Origin of the sequence: Curtobacterium sp. MCBD17_040 (genome assembly GCF_003234805.2) — a bacterium.
In the GTDB taxonomy this organism is placed as follows: Bacteria; Actinomycetota; Actinomycetes; order Actinomycetales; family Microbacteriaceae; genus Curtobacterium.
This window is the reverse complement of sequence record NZ_CP126273.1, coordinates 1,881,519-1,904,751: the sequence shown is the minus strand read 5'-3', so window position 1 is coordinate 1,904,751 and position 23,233 is coordinate 1,881,519. Positions and strand designations below refer to the sequence as shown.

23 protein-coding genes are annotated in these 23,233 nt (G+C 71.4%); 20 read left to right on the top strand and 3 right to left on the bottom strand.

The window, feature by feature from the left end; translation table 11 throughout:
* Positions 1-157 precede the first annotated feature (157 nt).
* From nusA to rbfA, 4 genes are all read left to right on the top strand, one after another.
* Entirely contained in the window at positions 158-1,150 is a 993-nt protein-coding gene (nusA, locus tag DEI94_RS08990; protein ID WP_111009174.1) for a transcription termination factor NusA, read from the top strand.
* 53 nt (positions 1,151-1,203) lie between these two features.
* A complete protein-coding gene (locus DEI94_RS08985; RefSeq protein WP_309146663.1) occupies positions 1,204-1,554 on the top strand; it encodes a YlxR family protein in 351 nt (116 codons plus the stop codon).
* Positions 1,555-1,626: 72 nt separating this feature from the next.
* Entirely contained in the window at positions 1,627-4,389 is a 2,763-nt protein-coding gene (infB, locus tag DEI94_RS08980; protein ID WP_111009172.1) for a translation initiation factor IF-2, read from the top strand.
* 87 nt (positions 4,390-4,476) lie between these two features.
* Positions 4,477-4,956, top strand: a complete 480-nt coding sequence (gene rbfA / locus DEI94_RS08975) for a 30S ribosome-binding factor RbfA (protein WP_111009171.1) — start codon at positions 4,477-4,479, stop codon at positions 4,954-4,956.
* Here the strand turns inward: rbfA and DEI94_RS08970 are convergent.
* The gene (locus DEI94_RS08970) at positions 4,932-5,801 is read right to left on the bottom strand and encodes an iron-sulfur binding domain-containing protein (RefSeq protein WP_220038764.1); all 870 of its coding nucleotides are present in this window, start codon (positions 5,799-5,801) and stop codon (positions 4,932-4,934) included. The genes rbfA and DEI94_RS08970 overlap by 25 nt on opposite strands.
* 103 nt (positions 5,802-5,904) lie before the next feature.
* Here DEI94_RS08970 and DEI94_RS08965 point away from each other — a divergent pair, with 103 nt between their 5' ends.
* Genes DEI94_RS08965 through DEI94_RS08945 form a run of 5 tightly spaced genes read left to right on the top strand, consistent with a single transcriptional unit; the run spans position 5,905 to position 9,243 of the window.
* A complete protein-coding gene (locus DEI94_RS08965; RefSeq protein ID WP_111009169.1) occupies positions 5,905-6,381 on the top strand; it encodes a hypothetical protein in 477 nt (158 codons plus the stop codon).
* A 54-nt stretch (positions 6,382-6,435) separates the two neighbouring features.
* On the top strand, positions 6,436-7,371 hold the full coding sequence (gene truB, locus DEI94_RS08960; RefSeq protein ID WP_111009168.1) for a tRNA pseudouridine(55) synthase TruB: 936 nt from the start codon (positions 6,436-6,438) through the stop codon (positions 7,369-7,371).
* Positions 7,368-7,733, top strand: a complete 366-nt coding sequence (locus DEI94_RS08955) for a hypothetical protein (RefSeq protein WP_111009167.1) — start codon at positions 7,368-7,370, stop codon at positions 7,731-7,733. The genes truB and DEI94_RS08955 overlap by 4 nt, the downstream gene beginning before the upstream one ends.
* 50 nt (positions 7,734-7,783) lie before the next feature.
* Positions 7,784-8,287 carry a hypothetical protein gene (locus DEI94_RS08950; RefSeq protein WP_111009166.1) on the top strand — a complete coding sequence of 168 codons (504 nt, stop codon included), beginning with the start codon at positions 7,784-7,786 and terminating at the stop codon, positions 8,285-8,287.
* 2 nt (positions 8,288-8,289) lie between these two features.
* Complete coding sequence (locus DEI94_RS08945) at positions 8,290-9,243, top strand: bifunctional riboflavin kinase/FAD synthetase (RefSeq protein ID WP_111025653.1); 954 nt, start codon at positions 8,290-8,292, stop codon at positions 9,241-9,243.
* A 73-nt stretch (positions 9,244-9,316) separates the two neighbouring features.
* Here DEI94_RS08945 and DEI94_RS08940 read toward each other — a convergent pair whose 3' ends face one another.
* Positions 9,317-10,549, bottom strand: a complete 1,233-nt coding sequence (locus DEI94_RS08940) for a DUF349 domain-containing protein (RefSeq protein WP_181435995.1) — start codon at positions 10,547-10,549, stop codon at positions 9,317-9,319.
* Between the two features lie 170 nt (positions 10,550-10,719).
* A complete protein-coding gene (locus DEI94_RS08935; protein WP_111025652.1) occupies positions 10,720-11,547 on the bottom strand; it encodes a peptidylprolyl isomerase in 828 nt (275 codons plus the stop codon).
* Between the two features lie 149 nt (positions 11,548-11,696).
* On the opposite strand from DEI94_RS08935, the gene DEI94_RS08930 reads away from it, so the two are divergent.
* From DEI94_RS08930 to nusB, 11 genes are all read left to right on the top strand, one after another.
* On the top strand, positions 11,697-13,058 hold the full coding sequence (locus DEI94_RS08930) for a replication-associated recombination protein A (RefSeq protein ID WP_111009363.1): 1,362 nt from the start codon (positions 11,697-11,699) through the stop codon (positions 13,056-13,058).
* 257 nt (positions 13,059-13,315) lie between these two features.
* Entirely contained in the window at positions 13,316-13,945 is a 630-nt protein-coding gene (rpsD, locus tag DEI94_RS08925; RefSeq protein WP_111009163.1) for a 30S ribosomal protein S4, read from the top strand.
* 117 nt (positions 13,946-14,062) lie between these two features.
* Complete coding sequence (locus DEI94_RS08920; RefSeq protein ID WP_111009162.1) at positions 14,063-14,257, top strand: hypothetical protein; 195 nt, start codon at positions 14,063-14,065, stop codon at positions 14,255-14,257.
* Between the two features lie 84 nt (positions 14,258-14,341).
* On the top strand, positions 14,342-16,999 hold the full coding sequence (alaS, locus tag DEI94_RS08915) for an alanine--tRNA ligase (RefSeq protein ID WP_111009161.1): 2,658 nt from the start codon (positions 14,342-14,344) through the stop codon (positions 16,997-16,999).
* Positions 16,996-17,448: a Holliday junction resolvase RuvX gene (ruvX, locus tag DEI94_RS08910; RefSeq protein WP_111025716.1), complete on the top strand. Its 453-nt coding sequence runs from the start codon at positions 16,996-16,998 to the stop codon at positions 17,446-17,448. Before alaS ends, ruvX begins: the two co-directional genes overlap by 4 nt.
* 55 nt (positions 17,449-17,503) lie before the next feature.
* Complete coding sequence (gene mltG / locus DEI94_RS08905; RefSeq protein ID WP_258377928.1) at positions 17,504-19,015, top strand: endolytic transglycosylase MltG; 1,512 nt, start codon at positions 17,504-17,506, stop codon at positions 19,013-19,015.
* A 45-nt stretch (positions 19,016-19,060) separates the two neighbouring features.
* Positions 19,061-20,293 carry a chorismate synthase gene (gene aroC, locus DEI94_RS08900; protein ID WP_111025651.1) on the top strand — a complete coding sequence of 411 codons (1,233 nt, stop codon included), beginning with the start codon at positions 19,061-19,063 and terminating at the stop codon, positions 20,291-20,293.
* 101 nt (positions 20,294-20,394) lie between these two features.
* Entirely contained in the window at positions 20,395-20,928 is a 534-nt protein-coding gene (locus DEI94_RS08895; RefSeq protein ID WP_502868542.1) for a shikimate kinase, read from the top strand.
* Positions 20,925-22,025, top strand: a complete 1,101-nt coding sequence (aroB, locus tag DEI94_RS08890) for a 3-dehydroquinate synthase (RefSeq protein WP_258368474.1) — start codon at positions 20,925-20,927, stop codon at positions 22,023-22,025. The genes DEI94_RS08895 and aroB overlap by 4 nt, the downstream gene beginning before the upstream one ends.
* 114 nt (positions 22,026-22,139) lie before the next feature.
* A complete protein-coding gene (gene efp, locus DEI94_RS08885; protein ID WP_111009159.1) occupies positions 22,140-22,703 on the top strand; it encodes an elongation factor P in 564 nt (187 codons plus the stop codon).
* A gap of 12 nt (positions 22,704-22,715) precedes the next feature.
* Complete coding sequence (gene nusB / locus DEI94_RS08880; RefSeq protein ID WP_111025650.1) at positions 22,716-23,189, top strand: transcription antitermination factor NusB; 474 nt, start codon at positions 22,716-22,718, stop codon at positions 23,187-23,189.
* The last annotated feature ends 44 nt before the right edge of the window (positions 23,190-23,233 follow it).

The following is a 23,233-nucleotide window of genomic DNA, read 5'->3' as shown; positions in this document are numbered from 1 at the left end:
TCGATCCGGTCCGGATCGACGGGCCTGCGTCGTGCCTCCCGGTCGTCGGACAGGAAGTGCGGCGCCGGCGGGCGGTCGACGTGCGCTATCCTGGACGCCGCCTTCCGCGCGGTGTCCGAGCGCGGGGTTCCCATCATCTGAATACTGGAGGCCCTCGATGCAGATCGATCTCGCGGTGCTGCGGCTCATGGAACGGGAGCGGGAGATCCCGTTCGACGAACTCGTCACCATCATCGAGCAGGCCATCCTCACCGCGTACCAGAAGCACGCAGCCGAGAACGGTGAGCCGGCCGACCCGCAGGCGCGGGTGGAGCTCGACCGCAAGTCGGGCCAGGTGCGTGTCTACGTCCCCGAGCGTGACGACGACGGCACCGTCGTCGGTGAGTCCGTCGACGAGACGAACGACTTCGGTCGCATCGCGGCGTTCGCGGCCAAGCAGGTCATCAACCAGCGGCTCCGGGACATCGGCGACGACAAGGTCCTCGGCGAGTTCCGTGGCAAAGAGGGTGACATCGTCGCCGGCGTCGTGCAGCAGGGGCCGAACCCACGCATGGTGCACGTCGACCTCGGCACGATCGAGGCCATCCTCCCGCCCGAGGAGCAGGTCCCTGGCGAGACCTACCCGCACGGTCAGCGGCTCCGCGTGTACGTGACGAGTGTCGGCAAGGGACACAAGGGCCCCCAGATCACCGTGTCCCGGACGCATCCGGGTCTCGTCCGCAAGCTCTTCGCGCTCGAGGTCCCCGAGATCGCGTCGGGCGTGGTCGAGATCGTGTCCATGGCGCGCGAGGCAGGTCACCGCACGAAGATCGCGGTCAAGGCGAACGAGCCCGGCGTCAACGCCAAGGGTGCGTGCATCGGGGAGCTCGGCCAGCGCGTCCGTTCGGTCACGAACGAGCTCGGGGCCGAGAAGATCGACATCGTCGATTACTCGCCGGACCTCGCGACCTTCGTGGGCAACGCCCTGTCCCCGGCGAAGGTCACGAGTTCGTTCGTGATCGACAAGTCCACCAAGGCGGTCCGCGCCCTCGTCCCGGATTACCAGCTCTCGCTCGCCATCGGGAAAGAGGGGCAGAACGCCCGCCTCGCGGCGAAGCTGACCGGTGCCCGGATCGACATCCAGCCGGACTCCATCCTCGAGGGCGACTGAGCGCCGGATGCGGAGCGCGCGCGGTCGTTCGCTGACCGCACCGCCTCGTTGGCGTGCCGGGATCGCGTCCGTCCGAGGCAGGGAGTAGAGTGGGACCCGTCAGAACGTGCATCGGCAGTCGTCGCCGTGCACCCCGATCCTCCCTCCTCCGAGTCGTCGCCCGTGGCGACCGCGTCGTGGTGGATCCGAAGGCAGTCATGCCAGGCCGGGGCGCGTGGATCACCCCGACGGTCGATGCGTACGAGCTGGCCGTCTCGCGTCGGGCCTTCCGACGCGCGCTGCGGCTGGATCGTGAACCGGACACGTCGGCGGTCCGCGAGTACCTGGAACGACTCCGGTCGGGCCAGGACCCGGCACGGGACCTCGACACGACAGAACAGGCTGAACGGCTTATGGACAACTGATGAGCGGCTCGAAATGAGACCCATCACTCAGTGAGTCCCACCCTTCTCGGGTGGGACCCGAGAAGGAGAACAGTGGCAAAACCACGCGTACACGAGATCGCCAGCGAGCTCGGTGTCGACAGCAAGACCGCGCTCGAGAAGCTCAAGGAGCTCGGCGAGTTCGTCAAGGGCCCGAGCTCGAGCATTGAGCCGCCCGTCGCCCGCAAGCTCCGCGCGGCGCTCGAGGCATCCGGCGCGACGTCGTCGTCGGCGACCAAGCCGGCGGCACCGAAGGCCGCGCCGCGCCCGCAGGCACCGCGCCCCGCTGCACCGGCACCCGCGCCCGCCGCGCCCGTCGAAGCGGAGCAGCCCTCGGTGAACGACGCGCCGCGTCCGGCCGCCCCCATGTCGGTGGCCGAGCGGCAGGCGCAGGCCGAGGCCGCCCAGAAGGCCCAGGCGCAGAAGAACCAGGCCGACAAGGTCGACGGTGCCGCATCGTCGACGGCGCCGAAGCCGGGCGCCGCACGCCCCGGCCCGAAGCCGGGCGGCGCGCGCCCGGGCAACAACCCCTACTCGTCGAGTCAGGGCATGGGCTCGCGTCCGCCCCGCCCCGGCAACAACCCGTTCTCGCAGAACCAGGGCATGCCGCGTCCGGGTGGCGGTACGGGTGGCATCCCGCGTCCGCAGCCGCCGCGTCCGGGCGCTCCCCGGCCCGGTGCTCCGCGTCCGGGTGGGCCCGGTCAGGGTGCGCGTCCGAACGGCTTCGGCCAGCGTCCGGGTGGGCCCGGCCGTGGCGGCCAGGGCGGTGGCTTCCAGCGTCCCGGTGGTGCCGGAGCCGGTGCCGGTGGCGGATTCCAACGCCCTGGCTTCGGACCCGCGCGTCCGGCCGGCGGTGGCGGTCGTGGCCGTGGTCCGGGTGGTGGCACCGCTGGTGCGTTCGGTCGTGGTGGCGGCAAGAGCCGCGCTCGCAAGTCGAAGCGGACGAAGCGCGCCGAGTACGAGATGCGGCAGGCGCCGTCGATCGGCGGCGTGCAGGTCCCGCGCGGTGACGGCAACACGGTCGTCCGGCTGCGTCGTGGTGCGAGCATCTCGGACTTCGCGGACAAGATCGACGCGAGCCCCGGCAACCTCGTGACGGTGCTGTTCCACCTCGGTGAGATGGCGACCGCGACTGAGTCGCTGGACGAGGCGACCTTCGAGGTCCTCGGCGAGGAGCTCGGTTACAAGATCCAGATCGTCTCCCCGGAGGACGAGGACAAGGAGCTCCTGGAGGGCTTCGACATCGACCTCGACGCCGAGCTCGACGACGAGGACGACTCGGTCCTCGTCGCCCGTCCGCCGGTCGTCACGGTCATGGGTCACGTCGACCACGGCAAGACCCGCCTGCTCGACGCGATCCGGAACGCGAACGTCGTCGCGGGTGAGGCCGGCGGCATCACGCAGCACATCGGTGCGTACCAGGTCATCTCCGAGCACGAGGGCATCGAGCGCCCGATCACGTTCATCGACACCCCGGGTCACGAGGCGTTCACCGCCATGCGTGCCCGTGGTGCCCAGGTGACGGACATCGCGATCCTCGTGGTCGCGGCCGACGACGGCATCATGCCGCAGACGGTCGAGGCCCTGAACCACGCGCAGGCGGCGAACGTGCCGATCGTGGTCGCGGTGAACAAGATCGACAAGGAAGGCGCGAACCCCGCCAAGGTCCGCCAGCAGCTCACCGAGTACGGGCTCGTGGCCGAGGAGTACGGCGGCGACGTCATGTTCGTCGACGTGTCCGCGCGGAACAACACGAACATCGACGCCCTGCTCGAGGCCGTGCTGCTCACGGCCGACGCGGGACTCGATCTCCGTGCCAACCCCGACAAGGACGCCCGCGGTGTCGCCATCGAGGCGCGTCTCGACAAGGGACGCGGTGCGGTCGCGACCGTGCTCATCCAGTCCGGGACGCTGCACGTCGGCGACGCGATCGTCGCGGGCACCGCCTACGGCCGCGTCCGCGCGATGATGGACGAGAACGGCAACGCGGTCGAGGCCGCGACGCCGAGTCGTCCCGTGCAGGTGCAGGGTCTGTCGAGCGTGCCGCGTGCCGGTGACACCTTCCTGGTGACGGAGGAGGACCGCACGGCCCGCCAGATCGCCGAGAAGCGCGAGGCCGTCGAGCGCAACGCCCAGCTGGCCAAGGCCCGCAAGCGCATCTCGCTCGAGGACTTCACCCGTGCACTCGAAGAGGGCAAGGTCGACGCGCTCAACCTCATCATCAAGGGTGACGTCTCCGGTGCCGTCGAGGCGCTCGAGGAGTCGCTGCTCAAGATCGAGGTCGACGAGAGCGTCCAGCTCCGGATCATCCACCGCGGTGTCGGTGCGGTCACGGAGTCGGACGTCAACCTCGCGACGGTCGACAACGCGATCATCATCGGGTTCAACGTCCGCCCCGACACGAAGGCACGGGAACGTGCCGCTCGCGAGGGTGTGGACATCCGCTTCTACTCGGTCATCTACTCGGCACTCGAGGACATCGAGCAGTCCCTGCGGGGCATGCTCAAGCCCGAGTTCGAAGAGGTCCAGTCGGGTGTGGCGGAGATCCGCGAGGTGTTCCGTTCGTCGAAGTTCGGCAACATCGCCGGTGTGGTGGTCCGGTCCGGCACGATCACGCGCAACGCCAAGGCGCGCGTCATCCGTGACGGCGTCGTGCTCGCCGACGGTCTCGCCATCGAGTCGCTGCGCCGGTTCAAGGACGACGTCACCGAGGTCCGGACGGACTTCGAGGCGGGCGTCGGTCTCGGCAAGTACAACGACATCCAGATCGGCGACGAGATCGAGACCATCGAGATGGTCGAGAAGCCGCGCGGCTGAGTCCGCTCGTCCGGCGGGGCCGCGCCGGGACGCACACCGCGTCCCGGCGGGGCCCCGCCCTCGTTCCCACACCACCAGGAGGACCCCATGGCCGACCCACAGCGCGCCCGCAAGATGGCGGACCGCATCCAGGAGATCGTCGCCAGGCGGCTGGACAAGGGCATCCGTGACCCGCGTCTCGGATTCGTCACGATCACGGACGTCCAGGTGACCGGCGACCTGCAGCACGCGTCCGTCTTCTACACCGTGTACGGCTCGGACGAGGAGCGGCAGGACACCGCGGCGGCGCTGAAGTCCGCGACCGGCATGCTCCGCAGCGAGGTCGGCAAGAACATCACCGCTCGGCTGACCCCGACCCTCGAGTTCATCGCCGACGCCGTGCCGGAGAACGCTGCGCACATCGACGCGTTGCTCGCCGAGGCGCGTGACCGCGACGCCGCGGCGCGGGCACAGGCGTCCGCCGCGTCCTACGCGGGCGACGCCGACCCGTACCGACACGACGACGAGGACGACGACGAGGACTCGGCCGACGTCGTCACCCGTCAGGCGGACCCGGGCAGCGAGTAGCCGACGGCGTCGGACCCGACGGCGAGCCCGTCCCGCACCAGCGATCGGAGCGCGCGGTCGCGCTGCTCGGCGTCGGGCCACACCATCGCGATCTCGTCCAGGGTCACCGGGACGTCGCTGGCCCGGAGTTCGGCCATGATCAGCCCGCGGACCTGTCGGTCGCTCCCGGCGAACCGCGACTGCCGGGGCGCCCGCGGGCCGTCGTGCGCGGGGTGCCCCTGCGCGCGCCACCGGCATCGATCGGAGATCGGGCACACGTCGCATGCGGGCCGCTTCGCGACGCACACGAGCGCGCCGAGCTCCATGACCGCCGCGTTCGTCGCAGCCGCGTCCTCGAGATCGGGAGGCAGCACCGCAGCCATCAGCGGCAGGTCACGTCGAGCGTTCGCCGGCCCCGGCTCGGCCTGCCCGAGCAGCGCCCGGGCGAGGACCCGGCGGACGTTGACGTCGACGACCGGGTGGCGCAGCCCGAAGGCGAACACCGCGATCGCCCGCGCCGTGTAGTCGCCGATGCCGGGGAGCGCGAGGAGGGCGTCGACGTCCGATGGGACGACGCCCTCGTGTCGGTCGACGATGGCGGTCGCCGCGGCGTGCAGCGCGAGCGCGCGTCGCGGGTAGCCCAGCCGGTCCCAGGCACGGACCGCCTCGGACGGCGGGTCGGCGGCGAGGGCGGCTGGCGTCGGCCAGCGCGCGAGCCACGCCTCGAGCCGTGGGACGACCCGTGCGACCTGTGTCTGCTGGAGCATGATCTCGCTCACCATCGTGCCCCAGGCGGGGAACCCGGGTCGTCGCCACGGGAGGTCGCGGCCGTGCTGGCGGAACCACGCGATGAGCGGGGTCGGGATGTCGGGGCCGGGTCGGGCCTCCCGGGCGGCGACGTCTGGGGAGACGTCCGAGGGGTGCTCGGGGCGCGGAACGGGGACCACCAGGAGAGCCTACGGTGGAGCGATGGCACGATGGGCACCGCAGGAGACCGACACCATGCAGGCGATCGCGACGGAGGTCGCGCACAACGCGGGCGCCGCTCGGACGGTGATCGCGGTCGACGGCGGGCCGGGCGTCGACCTGGAGCGCGTCGCAGCGGGCCTCGTCGCGGCACTCGAGCAGCAGGGGGTCAAGGCCATGCACGCCGCGGCGTCCTCGACGGATGCCGATGGCCTCCGAGCCGAGGTCGTCGATCCCTTCCGGACGATCGGCACCGACCCCGGGATCCTCGTCGTCACGGGGAAGCGTCTGCTGTCGCGCTCCGTGCGGTCCCTCTGGCGCTGGTCCCTGTGGGTCGAGCGCGACGATCGGTCCGAGCCGCGCGCCGAGGACCCGTTCACCACGTACGTCCGTCAGGACGACCCGAAGGGTGCTGCGTCGGCCGTCCTCGACGTGACGGACCCCGAGCACCCGCGGCGGAACTGGGCGGACGCGTGCTAGCCGGAGGCGACCCGCGCGACGTCGGCTGAGCGCCGGCGCTGCTACCCTTTCCCGGTGCTCGAACCGGCCCCCAACGGGATCCTCCTCGTCGACAAGCCGGGCGGCATCTCCAGCCACCGGTCGGTCTCGATCGCGCGCCGACGCTTCGGCATCCGCAAGATCGGGCACGCCGGGACCCTCGACCCGATGGCGACGGGTCTGCTCGTCCTCGGTGTCGGGCCGTCGACGCGTCTGCTGACGCACCTGGTCGGCCTCGACAAGCGGTACACCGCGACGATCCGGCTCGGTGTCGCGACCGACTCCGACGACGCCGACGGTGCCGTGGTCGCGTCCCCCGGACTGCTCCCGGACGCGCTCGACGACGTCCGGCTCGAGGAGGCCGTGGGCGCGCAGCGGGGGACCATCGAGCAGGTGCCGAGCACGGTCAGCGCCATCAAGGTCGACGGCCGACGGGCGTACGCCCGGGTGCGCGCGGGCGAGACCGTCGAGCTGGAACCGCGACGTGTGACGGTGGCGCGCTTCGACGTCCTGGCCCGGCGTGACCTGGTCGTGGCCGTGGAGGGCGTGGAGACCCCGGTCGTCGACCTCGACGTCGACGTCGAGTGTTCCTCCGGCACCTACGTCCGCGCCCTCGCCCGTGACGTCGCGGTGGCCCTCGAGACCGGCGGCCACCTCACCGCACTGCGCAGGACCCGGATCGGACCGTTCGCCGTCGCCGACGCCGTCGTGCTCGAGGACGACGACGTAGACGTCCGGGCCCGGCTGCGCCGTCCGGCGGACGTCGCCCGCGTCCTGTTCCGGGAGGTCGTGCTCGACTCCGCAGCGGCACGGGACCTCAGCGACGGCAAACGGGTGCCGACCGACCTGGCCGACACCGACGGTCCGGTCGCGGCCGTCGCCGCGGCGGACGACCGCCTCGTCGGACTCGTGTCCGTCCGACGTGGCGCGCTGCGGGTCATCACGAACTTCCCGACAGGAGCGGACGCATGATCGACTGGTTCACCTGGGTCCAGGTCGGCTTCGCGGCCCTCACCGGCCTCTTCTGTGTCGTGGTCGGCCTGATCGGTTGGAAGCCGAACGACCCGACCGTCGGCGCGCTCGTGCTCATCGAGCTCCTGCTCATCGCCCAGGGTGTCGTCGCGATCGTGCAACCCGCGGTGGGCAACCCGCCGAGGGGAAACGCGCTCGAGTTCGGGGTGTACGCGGTGTCGGTGCTGCTCGTCCCACCTGCGGCGATCGTCTGGGCCCTCATCGACCGCACCCGGTGGAGCACCGTGGTGCTCGGAGCGGGAGCCTTCACCGTCGCGGTCATGGTCTACCGGATGTCCCAGATCTGGTTCGCCCAGGCGTGACCGGTCGGCGCCAGACCGAGCCGTGCCTCCCGGCCGCTAGAATCGGGGCGATGCCGACCAAGTCCTCTCGCGCGACCGGCATCGGTCGCGTCCTCATCGCCGTCTACGGCATCCTCGCCCTCGCGGCGACCGGACGCAGCGTCGTGCAGATCATCGAGAAGTTCCACCACGCGCCGTTCGCCTACACGTTGAGTGCCCTGTCCGCCGTGGTCTACATCGTCGCGATGGTCGCGCTCATCGCCCCGGGCCGCACCTGGTACCGCGTCGCTTGGGTGACGATCGGGTTCGAGATGGTCGGGGTCGTCGTCATCGGGTTCCTGTCGCTGTTCGACCACGCCCTGTTCCCCGACGACACCGTGTGGTCGGGCTTCGGAGCCGGGTACTACTGGGTGCCCCTCGTCCTGCCGGTCGCCGGGCTGTGGTGGTTGCGGACCCACCACCGTGCCGCTGTGCAGGCCATCGCGGCGGACCCGCCGTCGTCGCGCGTCGCGCCCGAGCCGGACGCGGAGCGGGCCGCGGCCGGTCGTGCCGACGCCGCGACCTCGGGGGAGTGACCATGCAGTACTTCGCCGACCTCGCCGAGGTCCCGGCGGGCTTCGGTCCGAGCGCGGTCACGATCGGCAAGTTCGACGGCGTCCACGTCGGGCACCGCGCCGTCATCGCGCAGCTCGAGGACGCCGCGCGTGAACGCGACCTCGTGTCCACCGTCGTGACCTTCGATCGTCACCCGCTGTCGGTGCTCGATCCCGGGCACGTGCCACCGGCGCTCACGAGCATCCGGCAGCGGCGCGAGCTGCTCGAGGCGGCCGGGGTGGACGCGACCCTCTTGCTGCCGTTCGACCAGTCCCTGCAGTCGCTGCCCGCCGCCGAGTTCGTCGCGCGCGTCCTCGTGGGTGCCCTCCACGCACGGGTCGTGCTCGTCGGGAGCGACTTCCGGTTCGGCGCCCGCGGTGCCGGCGACGTCGACCTGCTCCGGCGCCTCGGCGAGCAGCACGGGTTCTCCGTCCGGTTGATCGATGACGTAGACCTCGTCGACGACGGCCGGTCCGCGGGGGAACGGCGCGTCTCGTCGACCTGGATCCGCGAGCTGCTGTCCGTCGGTCGCGTCGCGGAGGCCGCGCGGCTGCTCGGCCGCGACCACGCCGTGCGGAGCACGGTCGTGCACGGCAACGAGCGCGGGCGCGAGATGGGCTACCCGACCGCCAACCTCGATCCCGACTGCGAGGGGTTCGTGCCCGCGGACGGCGTGTACGCCGCGCGGGTGCTGCATCGGGGCCGGACCTACCCGGCCGCGGTCTCCGTCGGGAACAACCCGACGTTCGAGGGCGTCCCCGAGAAGCAGATCGAAGCGCACCTGCTCGACGTCGACATCGACCTGTACGACGACGTCATCACGGTGATGTTCGTCGCCTACGTGCGCGGCATGGTCGCGTTCGACGGCATGGACGCGCTCGCGGCGCAGATGCGGCAGGACGACCGCGAGATCCGGGTGATCCTGGGCGTCGACTAGCTGGTGGGTCGACCAGCGGCCGGCGGCCGGCGGCGCGACCCGGGCACGTCCGACGAGCGGGTCGCCGACGACGTCACGATCCCAGTGCGTCCAGCCAGATCCTCCTGGCGTCCAGGGCCTCCTGCGCGGCCTTGATCCGAGCGGTGTCACCCGAGGCCTCGGCGTCGTTCAGCTCGGCCTGGAGCTTGCCGATGGCGTCCTCGAGCTGGCTCGCGAGCCCGGCGGACCGGGCCTTGCGCTCGGGGTCCGACTCGCGCCAGTGCTCGTCCTCGAGCCCGCGGACGTGCGACTCGATCGCACGCATGCGGTCCTCGACACTGCGGACGCGGTCGCGCGGCACGCGACCGATCTCGTCCCACCGGCGCTGGATGTCGGTCAGGCGTCGGCGTGCCGCGACCCGGTCGGTCTCCTGGAGCAGGGGCTCGGCCTCGGTCAGCAGCGCGAGCTTCGCGTCGAGGTTCGCCGTGTACTCCTCGGACTCGCGGGCGACCTCGTCGTGCTTCTGCGCGAAGAGGACGTCACCCGCGGCCTTGAACCGGCTCCACAGTGCGTCGTCGTACCGCTTGCCCGCGCGGCCGGCGTGCTTCCAGTCCTCGAGCAGTTGGCGGTACGCGGGGATGCCGTCCGAGCCGCGGGTCGCGAGCGCCTCGGCCTGGTCGACGAGCTCTTGCTTGCGGGACCGTGCCTCGCGGTGCTGCGCGTCGAGGTCGGCGTAGAAGGCACGGCGGTGCTGGTCGACGGTGGAACGGGCGGTGCGGAACCGCTTCCACAGCTCGTTGCCCTCGTTCTTCGGGATCCGCGGACCATCGTGCTGGTGCCGCTGCCACCGGGCGAAGACGTCGTCGAGCTGCGTGGTGATCTGCTTCCACTGCGCCCGTGCCGGATCCACCGCCGCCAGTGCCTCGGCTTCCTCGACGAGGCCCCGTCGGTACGCCAGCGCGTCGGTCAGGGCCTGCTCGGCCTGTTCGGCCTGCTCACGACCGAGGGAGCCGACCTGCTCGCCGAGGACGTCCACGCGCCGCTCGAGGGCCTGGATGTCGCCGACGACCCGAGCGTCGGCGAGCGCCGTGCGGAGGTGCTCGACCGTCCGGCCGATGTCCGACGCCGAAGCGCCGCGCTGCGCGCGCTGCTCGGCGATCCGCACCTGACCCTCGAGGTCGGCGTACTTCCGGGCGTAGTAGGCGAGGGCTTCCTCCGGGGCGGCGTCGGGGTACTCACCGACCGCACGCTCGTCGTCGCCGTACCGGACGTACACCGTCCCGGTCTCGTCGACTCGCCCCCAGCTCGTTGCTTCGTCAGGTCCCACAGGTCTCGCCTCGATCGTGGTCGTGCTCGCCGACGTCACCGTCGGCCGGTCAGGACGCCAGCCTATTGCACGGGCTGTGATGGCGACGGGTCACTTGCCAGGGGCGTGGGCGGCCGGTGGCGGCGGCACCTCCGACACAGGACCAACCGGTCCGCCGGGGAGGCCGTGGGTCACCGCTCGATGGCGATGGTCGCGCCCGTGATGGTCGTGGGGACCTTCGGCGCACCGGTACCGTCGCTGCCGGCGGTGCCGATCCCCTTCGACGTGATCGTCTTCCGGAGCCGGGGGAGCCCCGCGGTCACCTTGCCGACGACCGTGTAGCCGCCGGTCGAGCCGTCGAGGTGCGTGTCGCCGTAGGTGATTAAGAACTGCGTGTTCTGGGAGTACTGCGAGCTGCTCCTGGCCATGGCGATCGTGCCGGTCGGGTAGTCGCCGTCCGCGGGCACGTTCTCGAGCGGTCCGTACTCGAACCCGGCGTCCCCGGTGCCGTCGCCGTTGGCGGAGCCGCACTGGATGAACTGTGCCCCCTTCGTGACGCTGAGCCGGTGGCAGGACGTGCCGTCGTAGAACTGCTTGCGGATGAGGTCGACCAGGACGCTCGTCGACTGGGGTGCGGCCTTCCCGTCGAGTTCGATGTCCAACGTGACCGTCTTGTTGAGCGTGAGCCTGCCGGTCCAGGTCGAGGCCTTCGCGATGGACGCGCTCGGCACGTTCCCGGTGTCCGCCGCGGTGGCGCTGGCGGACGGGGTCGGCGTGCTCGTGGCGGATGCCGATGCCGATGCCGATGCCGATGCCGATGCGGAGGCCGTCGTCCGCTCGTCGTGCACGAGCTGTGAGCCCGTGGCGAGTGCCGCGACGACGACGAGTGCGACGAGTGCGACGAGGTCGTCCCGCCGCCGCCTCCGGCGTCGCCGGTCGTGGAGGCCCTGGCGCGCCTGGTACAGACGGAGGCGGTCGCGCGCCTCCCTGGCATCCCTGCCCTGGTTCCTCGGTGCCACGTGTCCTCCGCCCTGGTCCCGCGTCCCGGCCGCCCCGGTGCCAGGGAGGATCGTAGTGGACGACCCGATGACCGATCGCCGCGGCCTGCGGTGGTGGCGTCCTCCCGGTCCCGCGCATCGTGTCGGTGCCGCCGCTTACCATGGGGGACATGGCAGCGGACCGGTCGGTGACGGGCGTGCAGAGCGCGCCGGGCGTCGGTCAGGGCGCGGCGCCGCTCGCCGTGCGCATGCGGCCGACGAGCCTCGACGAGGTCGCCGGGCAGGGGCACCTGCTCGGGCGCGGATCACCACTCGTGTCCCTGGCGTCCGGAGCGGACGACCGTCCCGGTGGCGTCTCGGTCATCCTCTGGGGTCCACCGGGCACCGGCAAGACCACCATCGCGCAGGCCATCGCCCGTTCTTCCGGTCGGGCCTTCGTCGAACTGAGCGCCGTCACCGCAGGCGTCAAGGACGTGCGTGAGGTGATGGAGCGCGCCCTCGCCCACCGCGATCTCTACGGCTCGACCACCGTCCTGTTCCTCGACGAGATCCACCGGTTCAGCAAGGCCCAGCAGGACGCCCTGCTGCCGGGGGTCGAGAACGGCTGGGTCGTCCTCATCGCCGCGACGACCGAGAACCCCTCGTTCTCGGTCATCGCGCCCCTGCTCTCCCGGTCGTTGCTCCTGACACTGCGCCCGCTGTCCGACGCGGACCTCGGGACCCTGGTCGACCGCGCCGTGGAGGATCCTCGTGGACTGGCCGGGACCGTCGTCCTCGGTGACGAGGCCCGTGCGGCGCTCGTCCGACTCGCCTCGGGTGACGCGCGCCGTGCCCTGACCGCCCTCGAGGCGGCCGCGCAGTCGGCGATCGCGGCGTCGGACGACCACGAGACCGTGCCGGTCGTCACGGCCGAGACGATCGCGGCCGCGGTGGACCGCGCGCTCCTGCGGTACGACCGGCAGGGGGACGAGCACTACGACGTCATCAGCGCGTTCATCAAGTCGATCCGTGGCAGCGACGTCGATGCCGCGCTGCACTACCTGGCCCGCATGATCGAGGCGGGCGAGGACCCGCGGTTCATCGCGCGCCGGGTGATCATCTCGGCGTCCGAGGACATCGGGATGGCCGATCCCCAGGCGCTCCCGATCGCGGTCGCCGCAGCCCAGGCCGTGCAGCTGATCGGGATGCCCGAGGGCCGCATCCCCCTCGCCGAGGCGGTGGTCTACCTCGCCACCGCACCCAAGTCGAACGCCGCGTACACCGGCATCGACGCGGCGATCGCCGATGTCCGGGCGGGCCGGATGGGAGTCGTCCCCACCCACCTGCGCGACGCGCACTACCCCGGTGCGAAGCGGCTCGGCCACGGCAAGGGGTACGTCTACGCGCACGACGCCGAGCACGGGGTGGCGCGACAGCAGTACCTCCCCGACGTCCTCGAGGGCACCGAGTACTACAGCCCCACGACGAACGGGAACGAGCGCGAGGTCGGACCGCGACTCGACCGACTGCGGCGCATCATCCGCGGATCCTGACACGGACGGCCTCGCTGCTTCCGACGGCCGCGGCCGCCCTGCTATGCTGTTCGCGCCCACGTCCGGGTCCTCGCGTGCGGCTGCGTCGAGGACCGCAGTGACCGCGGTTCGGACTGTAGCCGTCCGATCCCACAGGCTCATCCCTCTGGATCCCGTCACGGGCGATCCGCTCCTCGTCAGCGGAGCGCCGCAGGTGATCGTCGTGTGCGCACGGCGGGGCCACCGTGATCCGTTCGTTCAGTACAGAAAAGGACCCTGTGTCTACCAAGTCACGTTCCCGCAGCAAGACCCGCCTGTCGCGCGCGCTCGGCATCCCGCTGACGCCGAAGGCGGCCCGTTACCTCGAGAAGCGCCCCTACGGGCCGGGTGAGCACGGTCGCACCCGCCGCAAGGCCGACAGCGACTACGCCGTCCGCCTCCGTGAGAAGCAGCGTCTGCGTGCCCAGTACGGCATCCGCGAGAAGCAGCTCCGCATCGTCTTCGAAGAGGCCCGCAAGTCGAAGGGCCTGACGGGTGAGAGCCTCGTCGAGCTCCTCGAGGAGCGTCTCGACGCGCTCGTCCTCCGCGCCGGCTTCGCCCGGACCACCGCGCAGGCACGCCAGCTCGTCGTGCACCGCCACATCCTGGTCGACGGCAAGCTCGTCGACCGTCCCTCGTTCCGCGTCAAGCCGGGGCAGCTGATCCACGTCAAGCAGCGCTCCGAGTCGCTCGAGCCGTTCCAGGTCGCCGCCGCCGGTGGTCACCTGGACGTCCTCCCGAAGGTGCCCGGGTACCTCGAGGTCGAGATCGACAAGCTCCAGGCCCGCCTCGTGCGTCGCCCGAAGCGCGCCGAGGTCCCCGTGACCTGCGAGGTCCAGCTGGTCGTCGAGTACTACGCCGCCCGCTGATCCACAGCACCACCGCCGAGGGCGGGTCGTCCACAGCGGACGGCCCGCCCTCCGGCGTTCCGGCGGACCGCACTAAGCTGGGCAGGGCACGCCTGCGGGTGTGGGAGGGAGCCGGACGTGAAGCAGCTGTTCTTCGTCGCCGTCGGTCTCGTGGTGGGGTTCGTCCTCGCGCGGCGGGTCGACCGGTCGCAGGCTGCCCAGCGCCCCGTGGTCCGGGCCGGATCGGCGGCGAAGGCCTTCGCATCCGCCGTCGCCGATGGCTACCGCTCGCGCGAGGCCGAGTTGCGGGCACGCCCCGGCGACCACGCCTGACCCCATCGGTGCGGCCGGCCCCGGTCTCCGCCCGGGGGCCCGTTCCGTCACCCCGCCAGTCCACCGTCACGACCAGGAAGCACCATGCAGACCGCTGACATCCGCCGCCGCTGGCTCGAGTACTTCGGGGACCGTGGCCACACCGTCGTCCCCTCCGCCTCGCTCGTGTCGGACGACCCCTCGCTGCTGTTCACCGTCGCGGGGATGGTCCCGTTCATCCCGTACCTGTCCGGTCTGGTGCCGGCGCCGTTCCCCAGGGCCACGAGCGTGCAGAAGTGCATCCGCACGAACGACATCGAAGAGGTCGGGCGGACGCCGCGGCACGGCACGTTCTTCCAGATGAACGGGAACTTCTCGTTCGGCGACTACTTCAAGGAGCAGGCGATCACGTACGCGTGGGAGCTGCTCACGTCGAACGAGTCGGACGGGGGTCTCGGGTTCGACCCGAAGGACCTCTGGGTCACCGTGTACAAGGACGACGACGAGGCCATCCGGTACTGGAAGCAGATCGCCGGGCTGCCGGACGAGCGCATCCAGCGGCTCGACAAGGACACGAACTACTGGTCGACCGGTCAACCCGGCCCGGCGGGCCCCTGCTCCGAGATCTTCTTCGACCGCGGTCCTGCCTACGGCGCCGACGGCGGCCCCGCGACCGACGACGACCGCTACGTCGAGATCTGGAACCTCGTGTTCATGCAGTACCAGATCCAGGACGTCCGCTCGAAGTACGACTTCGAGATCGTCGGGGAGCTCCCGAGCAAGAACATCGACACGGGCATGGGTCTCGAGCGCGTCGCCTTCCTCAAGCAGGGCGTCGACAACATGTACGAGATCGACCAGGTCCGCCCGGTGCTCGACCGCGCCGCGGAGCTCTCCGGTCGTCGGTACGGCGCCGACCACGGCGACGACGTCCGCATGCGCGTCATCGCGGACCACGTCCGGTCGTCGCTGATGCTCATGTCGGACGGTGTCCAGCCGTCGAACGAGGGCCGCGGGTACATCCTCCGGCGGCTGCTCCGGCGTTCGGTCCGCGCGATGCGACTCCTCGGGGTCCAGGACGCCACCTTCCCGGAGCTCTTCCCGGCGTCCCGCGACGCCATGAAGGCCGCGTACCCCGAGGTCCACGACGACTTCGACCGCATCGCGCGGCTCGCCTTCGCCGAGGAGGACGCGTTCCTCCGCACGCTCGAGCAGGGCACGACCATCCTCGACGTCGCCGTCGACCGCGCCAAGCAGGACGGGGGTGCGCCGATCGGCGGCGACACCGCGTTCCTCCTGCACGACACGTTCGGGTTCCCGATCGACCTCACGCTCGAGATGGCCGAGGAGGCCGGCCTGCGTGTCGACCGCGCGGCGTTCGACACCCTCATGGCGGACCAGCGTGCTCGTGCCAAGGCCGACGCCAAGAGCAAGAAGCGCGCGCTGGCGGACCTCAGCGTCTACAGCGCCTTCCGTGCCCAGGGCGAGACCGTGTTCACGGGGTACGACACCCTCGAGACCGAGACCCGTGTGCTCGGGATCATCGTCGACGGCCGGGGCGTGGACCGCGCGGTGGCGGGCGACATCGCCGAGATCGTCCTCGCCGAGACCTCGCTGTACGCGGAGTCGGGCGGACAGGACGCCGACCAGGGATCGATCGTCGGCAACGGTTTCGACCTCGAGGTGCTCGATGTGCAGAAGCCGGTCGCGGGCCTGTACAGCCACACGGTGCAGGTGCGGTCGGGCGAGGTCGGGGTCGGTGACGCCGCGACCACGGTGGTCGACGCCGAGTACCGGCGCGGTGCGACCCAGGCCCACTCCGCGACGCACCTGGTGAACGCGGCACTGCGCGAGATCCTCGGGCCCGACGCGCTGCAGGCCGGCTCGTACAACAAGGCCGGGTACATGCGACTCGACTTCTCGTGGAGCCAGCCCGTGTCCCTCGCGACGCGGACCGAGATCGAGGACGTCGTGAACGGCGCCATCCGGTCCGACCTCGACGTCACGACCCGTGTCCTGCCGCTCGACGAGGCGAAGGCGCTCGGGGCGCAGGCACTCTTCGGCGAGAAGTACGGGTCCGAGGTCCGGATGGTCGACATCGGCGGACCCTGGTCGCGCGAGCTGTGTGGTGGCACGCACGTGGCGTCGAGCGCCCAGGTCGGGCTCGTCAACCTCGTGGGCGAGAGCAGCGTCGGGTCGACGAACCGCCGTGTCGAGGCGCTCGTCGGGCTCGAGGGTTTCCGCGACCTCGCCGTCGAGCGGACCATCGTGTCGCAGCTGTCGAGCGCGTTGAAGGCGCCGCGCGAGGACCTCCCCGCCCGTGTCGCCGGACTGATGGCCGACCTCAAGAGCGCCGAGAAGCGGATCGCCGAGTTCGAGTCGGCGAACCTGCAGCAGCGCGTCCCGGGCATCGCTCGGACCGCTGGCAAGGTCGGCGACACCACCGTCGTCGCGCAGACGGTCGAGGGCCTGAACTCGTCGGACGACCTCCGGTCCCTCGCGACCGCCGTGCGCGGGCAGCTCGGCACGGACGCGGCCGTCGTCGTGCTCGGTGCGGTCGTGAACGGCAAACCGGCCGTCATCGTCGCCACCAACGACGCCGCTCGACAGCACGGCGTCCAGGCGGGCCCCCTCGCGAAGGAGGCCGCCGGCGTCCTCGGCGGGGGCGGCGGCGGCAAGCCGGACCTCGCCCAGGGCGGCGGCACCGACGTGGCGGCGCTCCCCGCAGCGCTCCGCGCGGTCACCGATCGTCTCGGCGCCTGACCGGCGTGCGCACCGGGAGGCGCCTCGGCGTCGACGTCGGACGGGCGCGCATCGGGGTGGCGGTGTCGGACCGCGACGGCCTGCTCGCCACCCCGGTCGAGACCGTCCGTCGCGATGACCGGCGAGACGTGCCCCGGATCCTCGAGCTCGCGGCGGAGTACGGCGCGATCGAGGTGATCGTCGGGCTCCCGTTGTCGCTGTCCGGAGACGACACCCCATCGACCACGGACGCGCGGGCCTTCGCCGCACGGATCGCGACCCGGGTGCCGGTGCGTCTCGTGGACGAACGGCTGTCGACCGTGAGCGCCCAGCGGGGCATGCGCGAGGCGGGCCGGGACAGCCGGAGATCGCGAGCCGTCATCGACCAAGCCGCCGCTGTTATCATTCTGCAACATGCGCTCGACCGAGAGCGCTCGGGAGGCACTCCGCCGGGGTCACTGCTCCCGTGACTCGTGCGAGAGCGACCCGATCCGAGCAACACCGACCCGAGGAACATCGAGCAGCGTGGCAGACGACCTTGATTGGCGTGCGATCATCGCGCCCGGCGACGATGCCGACCAGCAGCGTGACGACCGCGCCGTCGGGGCCGCCGACGACCGGGCACCTTCCGCTCCGGACCGAGCCGGAGCTCCGCTCGAACCCAGCGCCGCCGATGCTCGTCCTCCCCACCTGACCCGCCGCGCAGCTCGAGAGGCCGCGGCCCGGGCCGACCGCAGCAGCGGGGGCGACGACGTCGTCACCGACCCACAGGACCACCACCACAGCGACGTCCGTGCGCTGTTCGGCCACCACGACGACGAGACCGCCGACCGAGACGCGCCCGGCCGGGCCGAGCAGGATGGCGCCGCGGTCGCCGTCGGAGCCGCGGCGGGCCGCGACGGGGGAGTCGGCGACGGGCGTCGCTCCGGGCGTCGCGGTGGGGCCTCCCGGCGTCCGCAGCCGCCGCGCCGCCGTCGCTCGCGGGGCGCGGTCGTCGCGGGCATCGTGATCGTCGCCATCGTGCTCGCGGGGGGTGCCGGCGCCACCCTGTTCGTGGTGCCGAAGGTCCAGTCGGTCGTCGCGAGCCTGACGAAGAAGCAGGAACCCACCGACTACACGGGGAGCGGCACGGGCAAGGTGACGGTCACCATCAAGGAGGGTGACATCGGCAGCGACGTCGCGAAGACCCTGCACCGGAGCGGTGTCGTCAAGACCTCGACCGCGTTCTACCAGCTCCTCCTCACCAAGCAGGACGTCCAGTTCCAGCCGGGTTCGTACCAGCTCAAGCACCACATGAGCGCGAAGGCGGCCCTCGCGGCGCTGCAGGACAGCGCGAACAAGGTGACCGCGACGGTCCTGATCCCCGAGGGCGCGGTGCTCAAGGACGTCGAGGCGTCACTCGTGAGCAAGGCCGGCCTCACGCAGGCGTCGGTGACCGCCGCCGCCGCGGACGTCTCGGGTTACGGCCTCCCTGCGGGCGTGACGAGCCTCGAGGGCTACCTGTTCCCCGCCACGTACCCGATCAACCCGTCGTGGACGGCAACGCAGTACTTCCAGTCGATGGTCGACACCATGAACCAGCACCTCGACGACGCAGGGGTGCCGGTGGCCGAACGCGCGCACGTCGTGACGTTCGCCTCGGTCGTGCAGAAGGAAGCCGGACTCGCCGCCGACTACCCGAAGGTGGCCCGGGTGTTCCAGAACCGCATCGACCAGGGCATGCCGCTCCAGTCGGACGCGACGGTCGCGTACGGCACCGGGCACACGGACCGGGTGACCACGACCGACGCCGAACGCGCGGACGCGGGCAACCCGTACAACACGTACCAGCACAAGGGGCTCCCGCCCGGTCCGATCTCGAACCCGGGCGACATCGCCATCGACGCGGTCATGCGTCCCGCGGCCGGTAGCTGGCTGTACTTCGTGACGGTCGACCTGCAGACCGGAGCGACCGTGTTCTCGACGACCTACGCGGAACACGAGGCCGCGGTCGCCCAGTGGCAGGCGTGGATGAAGGCCCACCCCGATTACAAGTGATCCCGGGCGGCGGCCGGCCGTTCGGGCTGTGGGAGGATGGACACCATGCTTCGCTGGTTGACCGCAGGTGAGTCCCACGGACCCGAACTCATCGCCGTGCTCGAGGGGCTGCCGGCCGGCGTCCCGGTGTCGTACGAGCAGATCCGCGCCGACCTCGCGCGCCGCAAGCTCGGGTACGGTCGTGGTTCCCGCATGAAGTTCGAGCAGGACGAGCTGCACATCTCGAGTGGTGTCCGCCACGGGTCCTCCCTCGGCAGCCCGATCGCGATCCGCGTCGGGAACACCGAGTGGCCCAAGTGGGTCGAGGTGATGAACGCCGAGCCGGTCGAGACGACGGACGCCTCCCGCGGTCGCAACGCGCCGCTCACCCGACCCCGACCGGGCCACGCCGACCTCGTGGGCATGCAGAAGTACGCGTTCGACGAGGCGCGTCCGATCCTCGAGCGCGCGTCGGCGCGCGAGACCGCGGCGCGAGTCGCACTCGGCGCCGTCGCCAAGTCGTTCCTGGCGGAACTCGGCATCACGTCGGTGAGCCACACGCTGCAGGTCGGCACGGTGCGGGTACCGGACGACGCGCCGCTGCCCGTGCCCACGGACGTCGACCGGCTCGACGACGACCAGCTGCGGTGCTTCGACGCCGCCACGAGCGCGCGCATGGTCACCGAGGTCGAGGCCGCCAAGAAGGACGGCGACACGCTCGGCGGCGTCGTGGAGGTGCTGTTCTACGGTCTCCCGCCGGGGCTCGGGTCCCACGTGCAGTGGGACCGGCGTCTCGACGCCCGGCTCGCCGCCGCGATCATGGGCATCCAGGCGATCAAGGGCGTCGAGGTCGGTGACGGCTTCGCGACGGCGGCGCGGCGGGGTTCCGCGGCCCACGACGAGCTGTTCCAGGCCGACGGCGAGATCTACCGCACGTCCGACCGCGCCGGCGGCACCGAGGGCGGCATGTCCACGGGCACGGTCCTCCGCGTCCGTGCCGGGATGAAGCCGATCGCGACGGTGCCCCACGCGCTGCACACGGTCGACGTCGCGACCGGCGAGGACGCCTCGGCGCACCACCAGCGCTCGGACGTCTGTGCCGTTCCAGCCGCGGGCGTCGTCGCCGAGGCGATGGTGGCGCTCGTCCTGGCCGACGCCGTGCTCGAGAAGTTCGGCGGCGACTCCGTCGGCGAGACCAAGCGGAACCTCGACGCGTACCTCGCGGCGATCCCGGCGTCGTTGCGGACGCGTGGCGTGACGTCGTCCGCCGACGTTCAGCAGCCCACACCGTCCCTGTGAGCGCGACGCCGCCGGGCTCCGGACCGTCGGGCGTCGCTCGCCACGACGACACGTGGACCCGGCCGCATCGGCTGGCGGTGCCCGTGGTGCTCATCGGTCCGATGGGCGCAGGCAAGTCCACCGTGGGCAAGCGCGCGGCGAAGGCGCTCGGCGTGCCCTTCACCGACACGGACCGTGAGATCGTGCGGGAACACGGATCCATCGACCGCATCTTCGCCGAACGCGGCGAGGCGGCGTTCCGCGACCTCGAGCGGGCCGCGGTCGACGCCGCGTTCGACACGGGCGGCGTCGTGGCGGTGGGTGGCGGCGCCGTCACGCACGCCGCCACCCGCGCGGCCATCGCGACGTGCCGGGTGGTGCTGCTCACCGTCTCGGCCGACGCCGTCGCCGAGCGCATCGTCGGGACCGACCGCCCGCTCCTGGCCGTCGGGGGCATCGACGCGTGGACCGCGATCGCGGATGCGCGCGCAGCGACGTACGCGTCCCTCGCGCACGTGGTCGTGGACACCTCACGGCGTCCGATGAGCCGCGTGGTCGACGACGTCGTCGCCTGGGTCCGCGCCGCCGAGACACCAGGACCAGCATCGGCACCAGTGGCGGCCGCTGGCGCGCCGGCACCAGAGGAGGAACCATGACGACGAGCACGGCGCTGCCGGACGGCACGACGCAGATCCGGGTGGGCGGGGACGACGGGTACGTCGTGGCCGTCGGGCACGGTCTCCTCGAGGCGGTGCCGACGGTCCTGCCGCGCGGCGTCGCGAAGGTGCTCATCGTGCACGCTGCGCCGCTCGCGGAGCAGGCCGAGGTGCTCCGCGCGCGTCTCGTCGACGCCGGTCTGGAGGCCCTCATCGCCGAGGTGCCCGACGCCGAGTCCGCCAAGCGGGTCGAGGTCGCGGCCTTCTGCTGGCAGATCCTCGGGCAGGCCGACTTCACGCGGACCGACGCCGTGGTGGGGCTCGGGGGTGGTGCGGTCACCGACCTCGCCGGGTTCGTGGCCGCGACGTGGCTCCGCGGGGTCGCGCTCGTGCAGGTGCCGACGAGCGTGCTCGGCATGGTCGACGCGAGCGTCGGCGGCAAGACGGGGATCAACACGAACGAGGGCAAGAACCTCGTCGGTGCCTTCTACGCGCCCCGGGCCGTCGTCGTCGACCTCGACCTGGCCACGACGCTGCCGAGGAACGAGATCCTCACGGGCTTCGCCGAGATCGTGAAGGCCGGGTTCATCGCCGTGCCCGAGATCCTCGACACGATCGAGCGCGACGTCGACCGCGTCACCGATCCGACCACCCCGGAGTTCCGTCGCGTGGTCGAGCTCGCGATCGACCTCAAGGCGCGGGTCGTCTCGTCGGACTTCACCGAGCAGGGCAAGCGCGAGATCCTGAACTACGGGCACACGCTCGGGCACGCCATCGAGCACGCGGAGCGCTACCAGTGGCGGCACGGAGCTGCGGTCGCCGTGGGCATGGTGTTCGCGGCCGAACTCGCGCGGCTGACCGGTCACCTGGACGACGCGACGGTGGACCGCCACCGGACCGTGCTCGAGTCGCTCTCGTTGCCGACGACCTACCCCCTCGGCCGATGGGAGGGCCTGCTCGCGACGATGCGCCGCGACAAGAAGGCACGGGCCGGCATGCTGCGGTTCATCGTGCTGGACGGCCTCGCGAAGCCGATCGTGCTCGAGGGGCCGGAGCCGGCCCTCCTGTTCACCGCCTACCAGGAGGTCGGGGTCTAGCCCCTCCTCCCGCGGCGGCCCGGAGGGGCACCGGGTCGGCTCCGCTACACTTGTCCGAGGCCTCCGGCCACCCGACGAACACCACCATCTCAACATCGAACGGAACACACGCGCATGGCGAGCACCACGGACATCAAGAACGGCGCCGTTCTCAACATGGACGGCCAGCTCTGGTCCGTCATCGAGTTCCAGCACGTCAAGCCGGGCAAGGGCGGCGCGTTCGTCCGCACCAAGATGAAGAACGTCACGTCCGGCAAGGTCGTCGACCGCACGTTCAACGCGGGGGCGAAGCTCGAGTTCGCGACGGTGGACCGACGCGACTTCCAGTACCTGTACACGGATGGCGACGGCTACGTGTTCATGGACACCGACACCTACGACCAGGTCACGATCCCGAGCGAGATCGTCGGTGACGCCAAGAACTTCCTGCTCGAGTCGTCGATGGCCACCATCGCGATGAACGAGGGCAACCCGCTGTACGTCGAGCTCCCCGCCAGCGTGGTGCTCGAGGTCACGTACACCGAGCCGGGCCTCCAGGGCGACCGCTCGACGGGCGGCACGAAGCCCGCCACCGTCGAGACCGGCTACCAGATCCAGGTGCCGCTCTTCCTCGAGACCGGCACGAAGGTCAAGGTCGACACCCGCACGGGTGACTACCTCGGCCGCGTCAACGACTGAGGCGGGGGTTCGATGAGCGCCCGTTCGAAGGCGCGGAAACGCGCACTCGACATGCTCTACGTCGCCGAGGTCCGCGGCCTGCCCATCGCCGAGGTCCTCGCGACCGAGACCGTCCGCCACCTCGACCAGCCCGAGCGGGCCTCGAGCTGGGACTACGCACGCCAGATCGTCACGGGAGTGGACGACGACCGCGCGGAGATCGACCGGATCATCGTGGACCACGCCCAGGGCTGGACGATCGCGCGGATGCCCGTGCTCGACCGCTGCATCCTCCGCATGGGGGTGTGGGAGATCCGCTGGAACGACGAGGTCCCCGACGCGGTCGCGATCGCCGAGGCCGTCGAACTCGCCCAGTCGCTGTCCACCGACGACTCCGCCGGCTTCGTCAACGGGGTCCTCGGGGCGGTGGCCGGCCGCGGGCGGGCACGGACGGCCACGACGGCCGACGACGCCGGTGCGGTGGCGGAGCCCGATCCGGGTCGGTAGGGTTGCTGGCGATCGAGTCCTTTAATGCCGTCCTGTGAGGCGGG

Bases quoted from the DNA above. Each gene is read 5' to 3' on its own strand.
- nusA (WP_111009174.1), top strand. From the start codon at position 158: ATGCAGATCGATCTCGCGGTGCTGCGGCTCATGGAACGGGAGCGGGAG.
- rbfA (WP_111009171.1), top strand. From the start codon at position 4,477: ATGGCCGACCCACAGCGCGCCCGCAAGATGGCGGACCGCATCCAGGAG.
- DEI94_RS08965 (WP_111009169.1), top strand. From the start codon at position 5,905: ATGGCACGATGGGCACCGCAGGAGACCGACACCATGCAGGCGATCGCG.
- DEI94_RS08955 (WP_111009167.1), top strand. From the start codon at position 7,368: ATGATCGACTGGTTCACCTGGGTCCAGGTCGGCTTCGCGGCCCTCACC.
- DEI94_RS08950 (WP_111009166.1), top strand. From the start codon at position 7,784: ATGCCGACCAAGTCCTCTCGCGCGACCGGCATCGGTCGCGTCCTCATC.
- DEI94_RS08945 (WP_111025653.1), top strand. From the start codon at position 8,290: ATGCAGTACTTCGCCGACCTCGCCGAGGTCCCGGCGGGCTTCGGTCCG.
- DEI94_RS08930 (WP_111009363.1), top strand. From the start codon at position 11,697: ATGGCAGCGGACCGGTCGGTGACGGGCGTGCAGAGCGCGCCGGGCGTC.
- alaS (WP_111009161.1), top strand. From the start codon at position 14,342: ATGCAGACCGCTGACATCCGCCGCCGCTGGCTCGAGTACTTCGGGGAC.
- aroC (WP_111025651.1), top strand. From the start codon at position 19,061: ATGCTTCGCTGGTTGACCGCAGGTGAGTCCCACGGACCCGAACTCATC.
- DEI94_RS08895 (WP_502868542.1), top strand. From the start codon at position 20,395: ATGGGCGCAGGCAAGTCCACCGTGGGCAAGCGCGCGGCGAAGGCGCTC.
- aroB (WP_258368474.1), top strand. From the start codon at position 20,925: ATGACGACGAGCACGGCGCTGCCGGACGGCACGACGCAGATCCGGGTG.
- efp (WP_111009159.1), top strand. From the start codon at position 22,140: ATGGCGAGCACCACGGACATCAAGAACGGCGCCGTTCTCAACATGGAC.
- nusB (WP_111025650.1), top strand. From the start codon at position 22,716: ATGAGCGCCCGTTCGAAGGCGCGGAAACGCGCACTCGACATGCTCTAC.